This window comes from Nocardioides sp. Leaf307, assembly GCF_001423135.1.
Lineage (GTDB): Bacteria > Actinomycetota > Actinomycetes > Propionibacteriales > Nocardioidaceae > Nocardioides > Nocardioides kribbensis.
This window is the reverse complement of record NZ_LMNY01000003.1, coordinates 260,238-272,395: the sequence shown is the minus strand read 5'-3', so window position 1 is coordinate 272,395 and position 12,158 is coordinate 260,238. Positions and strand designations below refer to the sequence as shown.

Annotated in this window: 11 protein-coding genes; 2 read left to right on the top strand and 9 right to left on the bottom strand. The window is 74.3% G+C overall.

Going from position 1 to position 12,158, the window contains the following annotated elements:
* Nucleotides 1–71 precede the first annotated feature (71 nt).
* The 7 genes from ASF50_RS16155 to ASF50_RS16125 form a co-directional block, all read right to left on the bottom strand.
* The gene (locus ASF50_RS16155; protein WP_056865028.1) at nt 72–266 is read right to left on the bottom strand and encodes a CsbD family protein; all 195 of its coding nucleotides are present in this window, start codon (nt 264–266) and stop codon (nt 72–74) included.
* A 183-nt stretch (nt 267–449) separates the two neighbouring features.
* Entirely contained in the window at nt 450–1,958 is a 1,509-nt protein-coding gene (locus ASF50_RS16150) for a flavin-containing monooxygenase (RefSeq protein WP_082503300.1), read from the bottom strand.
* 189 nt (nt 1,959–2,147) lie between these two features.
* Complete coding sequence (locus tag ASF50_RS16145; protein ID WP_056905172.1) at nt 2,148–2,897, bottom strand: glutamine amidotransferase; 750 nt, start codon at nt 2,895–2,897, stop codon at nt 2,148–2,150.
* Between the two features lie 60 nt (nt 2,898–2,957).
* On the bottom strand, nt 2,958–4,118 hold the full coding sequence (locus ASF50_RS16140; RefSeq protein WP_056905171.1) for a CaiB/BaiF CoA transferase family protein: 1,161 nt from the start codon (nt 4,116–4,118) through the stop codon (nt 2,958–2,960).
* A 361-nt stretch (nt 4,119–4,479) separates the two neighbouring features.
* A complete protein-coding gene (locus tag ASF50_RS16135; RefSeq protein WP_414855749.1) occupies nt 4,480–5,208 on the bottom strand; it encodes an amino acid ABC transporter ATP-binding protein in 729 nt (242 codons plus the stop codon).
* Nucleotides 5,209–5,261: 53 nt separating this feature from the next.
* Nucleotides 5,262–6,140 carry an amino acid ABC transporter permease gene (locus ASF50_RS16130; RefSeq protein ID WP_056905170.1) on the bottom strand — a complete coding sequence of 293 codons (879 nt, stop codon included), beginning with the start codon at nt 6,138–6,140 and terminating at the stop codon, nt 5,262–5,264.
* Nucleotides 6,137–7,039, bottom strand: a complete 903-nt coding sequence (locus ASF50_RS16125) for an ABC transporter substrate-binding protein (protein ID WP_056905425.1) — start codon at nt 7,037–7,039, stop codon at nt 6,137–6,139. The genes ASF50_RS16130 and ASF50_RS16125 overlap by 4 nt, the downstream gene beginning before the upstream one ends.
* A gap of 150 nt (nt 7,040–7,189) precedes the next feature.
* Between ASF50_RS16125 and ASF50_RS16120 the strand changes: the two genes are divergently transcribed.
* Both ASF50_RS16120 and ASF50_RS16115 read left to right on the top strand, forming a co-directional pair.
* Entirely contained in the window at nt 7,190–7,744 is a 555-nt protein-coding gene (locus ASF50_RS16120) for a PadR family transcriptional regulator (RefSeq protein ID WP_056905169.1), read from the top strand.
* Nucleotides 7,741–9,795 (top strand): FAD-dependent oxidoreductase, encoded by a 2,055-nt coding sequence (locus tag ASF50_RS16115; protein WP_056905168.1) that lies wholly within the window; start codon nt 7,741–7,743, stop codon nt 9,793–9,795. The genes ASF50_RS16120 and ASF50_RS16115 overlap by 4 nt, the downstream gene beginning before the upstream one ends.
* Nucleotides 9,796–10,338: 543 nt before the next feature.
* Here the strand turns inward: ASF50_RS16115 and ASF50_RS16110 are convergent.
* Complete coding sequence (locus ASF50_RS16110) at nt 10,339–10,872, bottom strand: TetR family transcriptional regulator (protein ID WP_200920218.1); 534 nt, start codon at nt 10,870–10,872, stop codon at nt 10,339–10,341.
* 329 nt (nt 10,873–11,201) lie between these two features.
* Complete coding sequence (locus ASF50_RS16105; protein WP_235557712.1) at nt 11,202–12,080, bottom strand: SDR family oxidoreductase; 879 nt, start codon at nt 12,078–12,080, stop codon at nt 11,202–11,204.
* Nucleotides 12,081–12,158 lie beyond the last annotated feature (78 nt).

Below are 12,158 nucleotides of genomic sequence, written 5' to 3'. Positions count from 1 at the left end.
GAGATTCGACGCGGTGTGCGTCTGGTCTCAGCCGTCCCTCCCGGTCGCGGTGCGCGGCGGGAGGGGAGGTCTCACTTGGTGAGGCCGTCCTTGATGTCCTTGGCGGCGTCCTTGAGCTTCTCGACGCCCTGCTTGACGCCGGCCGAGGCCTGGTCGCCCTTGCCCTCGGCCTCGAGCTGCTCGTCGCCGGTCGCGCGGCCGGTGGTCTCCTTGGCCTTGCCTCCGAGCTCCTCGGACTTGTTGCTGATCTTGTCGCCGATGCCCATCACGTGCTCCGTTCGTCGGGGCGCTCCCCTCGGGCGAGGGGTGCGTGCTGCGATCTGTTCTTCGGTCCAGTGCACCACCGTGCACCGAGTCGGACCTCACCCCTGGGGTGAGCGCGGGGTGCGCCCCGCGTCACAGCGGGGCGCCCGTGGCGTACGCCGGACCGGTGCGGGCGGGCGGGCGGGTCAGGAGAAGGCCAGGGCCTCGTCGTCGATGCGGTCGCGGCGGATGGTGCGCACGTCCTGGAGGTAGTTCTGCCGCAGCATCCACGGCGCGCGGTCGCCCTGCTTGGGCAGGTCGTCGAGGGCGCGCTGGATGTAGCCGGAAGCGAGGTCCATGAAGGGTCGCTCCCCCACCGACTCGTCGCGCACGGGCACCACGGCGCGCAGGCCGTGCTCGTCGAGGTGGGAGAGCAGGCGCACGACGTACTCCCCCACCAGGTCGGCCTTGAGGGTCCACGAGGCGTTGGTGTAGCCGATCGTGTAGGCGAAGTTGGGCACGCCGCTGAGCATGAGGCCCTTGTAGGACATCGCCTGGGAGACGTCGATCCGCTCCCCGTCGAGGCTGAGCTCGAGGCCGCCGAAGGCGAGCAGCTTCAGGCCCGTGGCGGTGACGATGATGTCGGCGTCGAGGTGCTCCCCGGAGGTCAGCGCGATGCCGGTCTCGTCGAAGGTCTCGATGGTGTCGGTGACCACCGAGGCCTGACCGGCGCGCAGGGCCTTGAAGAGGTCGCCGTCGGGCACGACGCACAGGCGCTGGTCCCACGGGTCGTAGGACGGCTGGAAGTGCTCGTCGAAGGAGACGCCCTCGGGCAGCTGGGGCTCGGTGAAGCGGCGGATGACGGCCTTGGCCTGCCGCGGGAATCGGCGGGCGAGCTGGTAGCTGGCCACCAGGCGCAGCACGTTCTTCCACCGCACGACCGGGTAGGTCACCGCGGCCGGCAGGGGCAGCTTGTCGAACAGCCGCGACCAGGGGTCCTCGCCGGGCTGCGGGAGGATGTAGGTGGGCGTGCGCTGGAGCATGGTGATGTGCTCGGTCGTGCCGGCCATCGAGGGCAGCAGCGTGATCGCGGTGGCGCCCGAGCCGATGACGACGACCCTCTTGCCGGCGTAGTCGAGGTCCTCGGGCCAGTGCTGGGGGTGCACCACCTGGCCCCGGAAGCGCTCGCGGCCGGGAAAGACCGGGGTGTGGCCCTCCTCGTAGTCGTAGTAGCCCGTGGCGCCCCACAGGAAGCCGCAGGTCATGGTGAGCGGCTCGCCGTCGCGCTCGATGCGCACGGTCCAGCGCGCGGCCGCGGAGTCCCAGTCGGCGCCGAGGACCTTGTGGTGGTAGCGGACGAGGCGGTCGACGCCCTGCTCGCGGGCGACCGTGCGCACGTAGTCGAGGATCAGGCCGCCGTCGGCCAGCGCGGTGTGGCTGGGCCAGGGCCGCCAGCGGTAGCCGAAGGTGAACATGTCGGAGTCCGAGCGCACGCCGGGGTAGCGGAAGAGGTCCCACGTGCCGCCGCTGGCCCCGCGGCTCTCCAGCACCGCCACGCTGCGACCGGGGTGGCCCGCGCGCAGCTGGCAGGCCGCGCCGATGCCCGAGAGGCCGGCGCCGACGATGAGGACGTCGACGTGCTCGACCCCGCCGGGGGGCGTGGCGGAGGTGGACTCGCGGGTGCCGGTCGCAGGGGCGCTGGTCTCGCTGCTCATGGGCCGACGGTAGCCCGGTCCGCGGCTTGTTGACAGATGTTCAGCAAGAGGTCTGCCTCACGGTCCGTACGCCGGGGACGCTGCGGCCGCGCGGGGTCGGGCGGGGTCGGACGGGGTCGGACGGGGGGCGGCGGGGTCGGACGGGGGCGGGCCGGGGCGGGCCGGGGTCGCGGGCCGGCCGGGGCGGGGTCAGTCGCGGGCGAAGAGCTCGACGAAGCGGGTGAGCAGGCGCTGGGGCTCGGTGACGACGGCGGCGCGGGCGCGGGCCTGGAGGGTGGCGGCGCCGCCGGGCTCGAAGTAGCCGTGCTCGGCGTAGACCTCGATGCGGGTGCAGATGCCCTCGACGTCGAGCTCGGGGTGGAACTGCGTGGCCCAGACCCGCTCGCCCAGCCGGAAGGCCTGCACCGGGCAGGTCGCCGACGACGCCAGCAGCACCGCCCCCTCGGGCAGGCGGGCCACCGCCTCCTTGTGGCCCAGGAAGGCCTGGAAGCGGTCGGGCAGGCCCCCGAAGAGCGCGTCGGCGCGTCCGGCCTCGGTGAGGGTGATGGTCTGCGCCCCGATCGGCTCGGGGTGGGAGCGGTCGACCAGGCCGCCGCGCAGCACCCCGAGGGTGCCGATGCCGTAGCAGGCGCCGAGGAAGGGGTGGTCGGCCGCGACGACCCGCTCGGCGAGGTCGGCCAGCTCGGCCTCGGCCCGGCGCTGCGCGGTGCTCTTGGCCTCGACGGGGTCGCTGACGTTGTAGGGCCCGCCGCCGAGCACGATGCCCGACCAGGCGTCGAGGTCGACCGGCCCGCCGAGCGCGTCGAGGACTGACTCGCGCTCCAGGCGCACGCGGCGCAGCTCGCGCTCGGCCAGGCCGGTGCAGCGCAGGACCGCGTCGTACTCACCGTCGGCGGCGAGGTCCTCCGCGCGGGTGCCGAGGAAGAGGAACGGCTTCACGGGGCCAGTGTGCCGGGCGCCGGGCGAGGGGGTGGCACCGGCGGGCGTGCGACCCCCGGGTCAGTCGGCCTGCACCGCGACGCCGCGCGCGAGCAGGCCGTCGACGTCGGCGACGCCCCACGCGGCGAGGGCGTCGCGGGTGTGGCGGCCGGCCTTGTCGGGCGGCGGGGTGGAGAGCGTGGCCCCGGTGCGGGAGAAGCGGGGCGCGGGGGCCGGCTGGAGGCGGCCCTCGTGCTCGACGAGGGTGCCGCGGGCGGCGAGGTGGGGGTGGTCCTTGGCCTCGGTGACCGGGATGATCCCGGCGACGCAGGCGTCGGTGCCCTCGAAGAGCTCGACCCAGTCGGCCTGGGTGCGGCTGCGGAAGGTGTCGGCGAAGAGGGCGCGCATCTCGTCGTAGCGCTCCAGCTCGTGCTGGCCGGGGCAGGTCTCCTTGACGCCGAGCAGGGTGACGAGGGCGTCGAAGAACTGCGGCTCGAGGGCGCCGACGCTCATGTGGCGGCCGTCGGAGGTCTCGTAGACGTCGTAGAAGGGGGCGCCGCCGTCGAGGAGGTTGGCCGCGCGCTCCTCGCGGAAGATGCCCGCGCCGACGAAGGCGGTGGTCATGGCGTTGACGTGGGCGGTGCCGTCGACGATCGCGCCGTCGACGACCTGGCCCCGGCCGCTCGCCTTCGCCTCGAGGAGCGCGGCGAGGATGCCGATCACGAGGTACGTCGAGCCGCCGCCGAAGTCGCCGACCAGGTTGGTCGGGAAGTGCGGCCGCGACGGGTCCTGGCCGAGACCGAAGAGGGCGCCGGTGATGGCGATGTAGTTCATGTCGTGCCCGGCGGCGTGGGCCAGCGGGCCGGTCTGGCCCCAGCCGGTCATGCGCGCGTAGACCAGGCGCGGGTTGCGGGCGTGGCAGTCGTCGGGGCCGAGACCGAGGCGCTCGGTGACGCCGGGGCGCATGCCCTCGACCAGCACGTCGGCGCTCGCCACGAGGTCGAGCACGGTCTGCACCGCCTCGGGGCTCTTCAGGTCGAGCGCGACGCTGGGCCGGCCGCGGTTGAGCAGGTCGTGGCTGCCGCCGCTGAGCACCTGGCCCCCCGGGCGCTCGACCCGGATCACGTCGGCGCCCAGGTCGGCCAGGATCATGCAGGCGTGCGGGCCCGGCCCGATCCCCGCGATCTCCACGACCTTGACGCCCCGCAGCGGTCCCGTGCCCTGACCCAGCTCGTAGCTCATGGGCGCATCATGCCCCAGATGCTGACAGAAGTGGTGTCACGGTCGGGTGGTGGGCGGGGCGCGGTCGAGATCGGGCCGGGGCGCGCGTGGGGCCGTCCAGCGCAATTGCGCGGTTCGCGCAGGCCGGGGCCGCCGACGACTGCGGCAGCCGCGCACACCGCACGACGCACCCAGCCGGGCCGCGCGTGGGGCCGTCCAGCGCAATTGCGCCGGTTGCGCAGGCCGGGGCCGCCCGGGAACGCACCAGCCACGCACACCGCGCCGTCGCCCAGCCGCTTGCCGGCGCAAGTGCGCGATCGGTGCGCTCCAGCCGCGCCATCGCGCGATCGGGGCTGCGGCGGCGGCTCGGGGAGCCTCCGGGTCAGCCGGGCAGGACGCGCCGCAGGAACTGGCGGGTGCGCTCCTCGCGGGGGTCGGCGAAGATCTCGGCGGGCGGGCCCTGCTCGAGGATGCGGCCCTCGTGGAGGAAGCAGACCGAGGTGGCGACCTCGCGGGCGAAGGCCATCTCGTGGGTAGCCAGCACCATGGTGGTGCCGGCCTCGGCCAGGTCGCGCACGATGGCGAGCACGTCGCCCACCAGCTCGGGGTCGAGCGCCGCGGTGATCTCGTCGAGCAGCAGCAGCGTCGGCTGCGTGCACAGCGCGCGCACGAGCGCGGCGCGCTGCTGCTGGCCGCCGGAGAGCTTGTCGGGGTGCTTGCCGGCGTGCTCGGAGAGCCCGAACTGCGCGAGCAGGTCGCGGGCGCGGGCCTCCGCCTCGACCTGGCCCAGGCCGTGCACGCGGCGCGGGGCGAGGGTGCAGTTGTCGAGCACGGTGAGGTGGGGGAAGAGGTTGTAGGCCTGGAAGACCATGCCCATGCGCCGGCGCACCTCGCGCGGGTCGACGCGGGGGTCGGAGACCTCGCGGCCCTCGAAGACGATGGAGCCGTCGTCGACGTCCTCGAGCAGGTTGAGGCAGCGCAGCAGCGTCGACTTGCCCGACCCCGAGGAGCCGATCAGGCAGATGACGTCGTGGGGCTGCACGCGCAGCGACACGTCGGCCAGCACGACGCGCTCGCCGTAGGACTTGCGCAGGCCGGTCGCCTCGAGCAGCGGCTCGACGCCGCCGCGCACGGTCCCGCCCACAGGGCCGGTCACAGGGCCGGTCACAGGGCACCGGTCCGCTCGCGACGGGCGTAGCGGCGACCGAGGGCGTCGGTGAGCCGGGCCAGCGGGATGGTGAGGGCGACGAAGAAGAGGGCCACGACGACGTAGGGGGTGTAGTTGAAGTTGTAGTTGGTGTAGTCGCGGGCCACGAAGACCGCCTCGAAGACACCGATCGTGGAGGCCAGGGCGGTGTCCTTCTGCAGCGAGACGAAGTCGTTGAGCAGCGGCGGCACGACGCGGCGCACGGCCTGCGGCACGACGACGAAGCGCATGGTCTGGGTGCGCGAGAGCGCCAGCGCCTCGGCCGAGGCGATCTGGCTGGGGTGGATCGACTCGATGCCCGAGCGGAAGACCTCGGCGACGTAGGCGCTGTAGGAGATGACCAGGGCCGCGGTGGCCCAGAAGAACGGGCTGGTCGGCAGGCCCTGCAGCTGCAGGCCCGGCATGCCGAAGCCCATCAGCAGCACGAGCAGCAGCGTGGGGATCCCGCGCACCACGTCGGTGTAGGCCACCGCGAGCAGTCGCAGCGGCGCCAGCACCGGTGCGCGGGCGCCGCGCGCCAGCGCGATGAGCAGCCCGAGCACCAGGATGATCGGCTCGGCGATCATGAACATCGCGACGTTGATGAGGAAGGCGTCGGCGATGTCGGGCAGCGAGGCGCGGGCGTGGAAGCCGTTGAAGAACGACTCGCGCACCCGCTCCCAGCCCGGCGAGGTCACCAGCAGCAGGCCCAGGCCGGCGAAGAAGACGACCAGCGCCGTGGTCGCGACGCCGATCGAGCGGCGCCGCAGGGCACGGCGTACGGCGCGCCGCTCGAGCTCGCGCTCGCTCGGGGTCCAGGTGGCGCCGCCCGCGGGAGCGCCGGTCGGGGACGTCACTGGAGCTGGGGGACGTCCACGACGTCGGAGAGCCAGCGCTGCTCGAGGTCGGCCAGGGTGCCGTCGTCGTCCATCTGGGCCAGCGCGGCGTCGACGCAGGGCACGAGGTCGCTGCCCTTCACGAAGAGCATCCCGAACTCCTCCTGCTCGCCGGTCTCGGGCTGGAACTGCCCCACGAGCACGCTGTCGGGGATCTCGACGGCGGAGATGTAGAAGGCGGTGGGCAGGTCGGCGAGCACGGCGTCGACCTGGTCGTTCTGCAGGGCCTGCTTGGCGGCGTTGGTGTCCTCGAAGACCACGGCGTCGGCCTCGGGCTGGATGACGTCGCGGATCGCGGTGAGCGAGGTGGTGCCGGTCTGCGCGCCGAGCCGCAGACCCTGCAGGTCCTCCAGGCTGGTGGCCTCGGCGCCGGCGGTGCCCTCGAGGGCGATGACTGCCTGGGCGGCGGAGTAGTAGCCGGAGGAGAAGTCGACGACCTCGGCGCGGGCCGGGGTGATCGAGATCTGGTTGATGTCGAGGTCGAAGTCCTTGGGGCCCGGCTTGTAGCTGGAGTTGAAGGGCACCGTCTGCCAGGTGACCTCGTCGGCGCCGAAGCCCAGGCGGTCGGCGACCTCGTAGGCCACCGCCGACTCGAAGCCCTCGCCGTTGGTCGGGTCGTTGTCGGTGAACCACGGGTCGTAGGCCGGGGAGTCGGTGCCGACGGTCAGCGTGCCGTCGGAGACCAGGGTCGCGCCCGCGGCGCACTCGGCAGGGTCGAGGTCGGCGGCCGGCGTGGCCTGCGCCGAGGAGGTGTCGTCGCCGGACCCGCCCGCGCTGCCGGACTCCTCGACCGGGGCGCAGGAGACGGCGAGCAGCACGAGGGGCAGGGACACGAGGGAGGCCGTCCGGCGCAGCAGCATGGACGAATCGTAGGTCGCGCCGGGCCGGTCGCGGTCACGACGGGTCCGCGCCGGGACGCCGGTCACGTCCCAGGGACGCGCCGGGGGTCCTCCGAGGGATGACGAGCCCCCCTCTTGCAACTCGTTGCATAGGTACGTCACCATGACCGCATGGCCCTCGAGCACGCCCTTCTCGTCGCGCTGCGCGAGCAGCCCGCGGCCGGACTCGAGCTCGCCGGGCGCTTCAGCCGCTCGATCGGCTTCTTCTGGTCGGCCACCCACCAGCAGATCTACCGCGTGCTGGCCCGCATGGAGGCCGACGGCTGGGTGGAGGCCACACCCGTGCCGCAGGCCGGGCGCCCCGACAAGAAGGAGTACGCCGTCACCGCGGCCGGGCGCGAGGCGCTCGCCGCGTGGCTGGCCACTCCCGTCGGCGCCGAGCCCATGCGCTCGGAGCTGGCCGTCAAGCTGCGCGGCGCCTCCTTCGGCGAGCGCGAGGCCGTGCTCGACGTCGTGCGCGCCGACCTGGCCGACCACCACCTGCGCCTGGACCACTACCGCCAGCTGATGAAGCGCGACTACCCCGAGCCCGGGCGCCTCACCGGCCTGGCCCTCGACCAGTACCTCGTGCTGCGCGGCGGCGTGCGGCTCGAGGAGTTCTGGACCCAGTGGCTCGAGGAGTACCTCGACGCCCACACCCGCCCCACCACGGAGGACGACCGATGACCGCCCAGACCCCGCAGCCCGAGCAGCCCGAGCAGCCCCGGCACCCGCTGCTGCTCTCCCCGCTCACCCTCGGCGCGGGCGCCGACGCGCTCACGCTGCGCAACCGGATCGTCATGGGCTCCATGCACACCGGCCTGGAGGACAGCGCGCGGGACCTGCCGGCGCTCGCGGCGTACTTCCGGGAGCGTGCGCGCGGCGGCACCGGCCTCATCGTCACCGGCGGCTACGCCCCCAACCGGCGCGGCTGGCTCAAGCCCTTCGCCTCCGAGCTGACCTCGCGGCGCCAGGCCCGCAGCCACCACCAGGTCACCGGCGCGGTGCACGAGGAGGGCGGGGCGATCGCGCTGCAGGTGCTGCACGCGGGCCGCTACGGCTACCACCCCTTCAGCGCCTCCGCCTCGAGGCGCAAGTCGCCGATCACGCCCTTCACGCCCTCGGCGATGTCGACGCGCACCGTCGACCGCACCGCCTCCGACTTCGCCGACGCCGTCGGCCTGGCGCGCGAGGCGGGCTACGACGCCGTCGAGATCATGGGCTCCGAGGGCTACCTCATCAACCAGTTCCTCGCCGCGCGCACCAACGACCGCACCGACGCGTGGGGCGGCTCGGCGAGCAAGCGGATGCGCTTCCCGGTCGAGGTGGTGCGCCGCGCCCGCGAGGTCGTCGGCGACGACTTCCCGATCGTCTACCGGATCTCGCTGCTCGACCTGGTCGAGGACGGCCAGACCTGGGAGGAGACCGTCGAGCTGGCCCACCTGCTCGAGCAGGCCGGCGTCACCGTGCTCAACACCGGCATCGGCTGGCACGAGGCCCGCGTGCCCACGATCATCACGCAGGTGCCGCGCGGGGCGTGGCGCTCGATGACCGCCCGGCTCAAGGCGGCCGTGTCGGTGCCGGTCTGCGCCTCCAACCGGATCAACACCCCCGACCTCGCCGAGGCCGTGCTCGCCGCCGGCGAGGCCGACCTCGTCTCGATGGCCCGCCCACTGCTGGCCGACCCCGAGTTCGCGCTCAAGACCGCCGAGGGCCGCGCCGACGAGATCAACACCTGCATCGCCTGCAACCAGGCCTGCCTCGACCACGCCTTCAAGAACCAGAAGGCCTCCTGCCTGGTCAACCCCCGCGCCGGGCGCGAGACCACCCTGCTGCTCACCCCCACCCGCCGCCGCGCCAGCGTCGCCGTCGTCGGCGCCGGCCCCGCCGGGCTGGCCACCGCCGTCTCCGCCGCCGAGCGCGGACTGGCCGTCACCCTCTTCGAGGCCGGCCCCGAGCTGGGCGGACAGTTCCGCCTGGCCATGGCCGTGCCCGGCAAGGAGGACTTCGCCGAGACGCTGCGCTACTACCGCCGCCGCCTCGACGTGCTCGGCGTCGACGTGCGCCTCTCCACCCGCGCCGGGGTCGCCGACCTCGCCGGCTTCGACGAGGTCGTCGTCGCCACCGGCGTCACCCCGCGCGTGCCCGACCTCGAGGGCGTCGAGCACCCCAGCGTCGTGTCGTACGCCGACGTGCTCGCCGGTCGCGTCGTGCCCGGGCGCCGCGTCGCCGTCGTCGGCGCCGGCGGGATCGGTGTCGACGTGAGCGTCTGGCTCACCCACGACCCCAGCGAGGACCTCGACGACTGGCTGGCCCACTGGGGCGTCGGCGACCCCTCCCTGCACCGCGGCGGACTCACCGAGCGCAAGCCCCGCGAGCCGCAGCGCGAGGTCACCCTGCTGCAGCGCAAGACCACGATGATCGGCAAGGACCTCGGCAAGACCTCCGGCTGGGCCCACCGCGCCGTGCTCAAGCAGTCGGGGGTCACCCAGGTCGCCGGCGCCACCTACCACCGCGTCGACGACGCCGGCCTGCACTACTCCGTCGACGGCGTCGAGACCGTGCTCCCCGTCGACCACGTCGTCCTCTGCGCCGGCCAGGAGTCGGTGCGCGACCTCTACGACGACCTCGTCGCCGCCGGCGTCACCGCCCACCTCGTCGGCGGCGCCGACGTCGCCGCCGAGCTCGACGCCAAGCGCGCCATCGAGCAGGGGACCCGGGTGGCGGCGGGGCTCTGAGGCTGCTGCGGGTTTCGCCAGTCGGCTGGCGAAACCCGCACTGGTCGGCCCGCGCGTGGGCCGACCAGTGCGGGTCCGGGCCGACAGGTGGGACGCAGGTGGCTGGTGGGACTCCGGCTCTCGCCCTCGCGCGGTCTCGCGCGGCGGGGGCCGGCGTGCGGGAAGTGACGGCGTACGACACGTCCACCGGCCTCGGGCTCGTCGTATGCCGCCACTCCAGCCCTCGGCACCGGTACGGCGCGGCGGGTTTCACCGGTCGGCTGGTGAAACCCGCACCTGTCGGCCCAGACCCGCACGGGCCGACGGACCCGAGGGCTGCCGAGCAACACCGACGCGGGCCCGCGCGATCACCCGCCGCGGCGCTGAGGCCGGCGGCCGGGAAGTGGCGGCGAACGACAGGTCCACCGGCCTCGGGCTCGTCGTATGCCGCCACTTCAGCGCGGTCCCGGCGCGCCCCCGGTACGGCGCGGCGGGTTTCACCGGTCGGCTGGTGAAACCCGCACCTGTCGGCCCAGACCCGCACGGGCCAACGGGGTCGCGGGGTCAGCCGAGCAGGGCCGCGCGGGCGTGGGCGGACCAGAGGCCCACGTGGGGGTCGGTGGCGGCGGGCCGGTGGTCGAAGGCGTAGGTGAGCGCGACGCCGCGCATGCTGGTGTTGAGCAGCTCCCGCGTCGCGGCGTACGACGGGAGCGCCACGAGGTCGGCGCCGAGCATGCGGTCGGTCGCGGCGCGCACCTGCTCGCCGACCGCGCGCTCGGCGGTGCGCAGCGCCTGCGCGAGGGCGGGGGTGTGGCGGGCGGCGAGCCAGAGCTCGGTCGCGGCCCAGAAGTAGTCCTCACGGTAGGTCGACCACAGCACCGCGACGGCGGCGTCGATGCGCTCCCCGGGGTCGGCCGGCCACGTCGCCCGGGCGCCGAGGGCGGCGATGCGGGCCGTGGCGAGGTGGGCGACGGCGGCGACGAGCAGGTCGTCGCGGGACGGGTACTGGTGCAGCAGCCGCCCCCGCGACACCCCGGCCAGCTGCTGGATGCGCAGCGTCGAGGCTCCGGCGTAGCCGTGCTCGACCAGCGCCCGCACGGCCGCGTCGAGGACCTGCTGGCGGGTGACCAGGCTCGGACGGCGGGTGGCGCGCCCGACCGCCGATCCGCCAGCGCCGCCAGCGCCGCCAGCTCCAGCAGCGACACCCGCTCCAGCCGCGCCACGGAGACCGACCGCGTCCCCCGCGGAGCTCCCGCTGCCCCCGCGGGGACCCGCGCCGCCGCCGCTGCTGCCGGCCCCGCGGGGGGCCCCGGCGCTCCCGGACGAGCTCTCGCCGGTCCCGGTGCTCCTCGCGCTTGCGGCGCCGCTCCGGCGGCGACCCTCGCCGTCGTTCGGGCGGGGCCCCCCGCCGCCGTCGCCGGCCACGCTCAGTCCAGCGGGTCGAGGAACAGGTCGGCCTCGAGGGGGCCGTCGCCGGGGCCGGCGCGGTAGCCCGAGAGGTCGGTGACGCCCTCCTCGGCGAGCACCTCGTCGTCGATGTAGAAGTGGCCGGTGCAGGCGCGCGGGTCGCGGGCGAGGATCGCGTGGGCGGCGTCGGCGACGATCTCAGGGGTGCGCGAGCGGGCGACGGCCTCGTCGCCGCCGAGCAGGTTGCGCACGGCAGCGGTGGCGATCATGGTGCGCGGCCACAGCGAGTTGGCGGCGATGCCGCGGTCCTTGAGCTCCTCGGCGAGGCCGAGGGTCACCAGGCTCATCGAGTACTTCGCCATCGTGTAGGCGAGGTACTTCCCCGCCCACCGCGGGTCGAGGTCGAGCGGCGGCGAGAGCGTCAGCACGTGGGCGTGGTCGGAGCGCTCGAGCCACGGCAGCGCGGTCTTCGACAGCAGGAACGTGCCGCGGGCGTTGATGGCCATCATCAGGTCGTACTTCTTCATCGCGATGTCGCTGGTCGACGACAGGTCGAGCGCGGAGGCGTTGTTGACCACGACGTCGATGCCGCCGAAGCGCTCGACGGCCTGGTCGACGGCCGACCGCACGTCCTCCTCCTTGCGTACGTCGCCGACCACCGCGAGGGCCTGCCCGCCGGCGGCCTCGATCTCGGCCGCTGCGGTGTGCACCGTGCCCTCCAGGCGCGGGTCGGGCTCGGCGGTCTTGGCCAGCATCACCACGTTGGCGCCGTCGCGGGCCGCGCGCAGCGCGATGGCCAGGCCGATGCCGCGGCTGCCGCCCGACATCAGCAGGGTGCGGCCGGCGAGCGGGGCGGCTCCTGCGGCGGCGGGGGACGCGGGGGTGGGGTCTGCGGGCACGGGGAGTCTCCTCGGGTCGGTGTCGGGCCACGGTAGGAGGCGAGGGCCATGACGGTCAACGCTGACTGTTATCGAGGG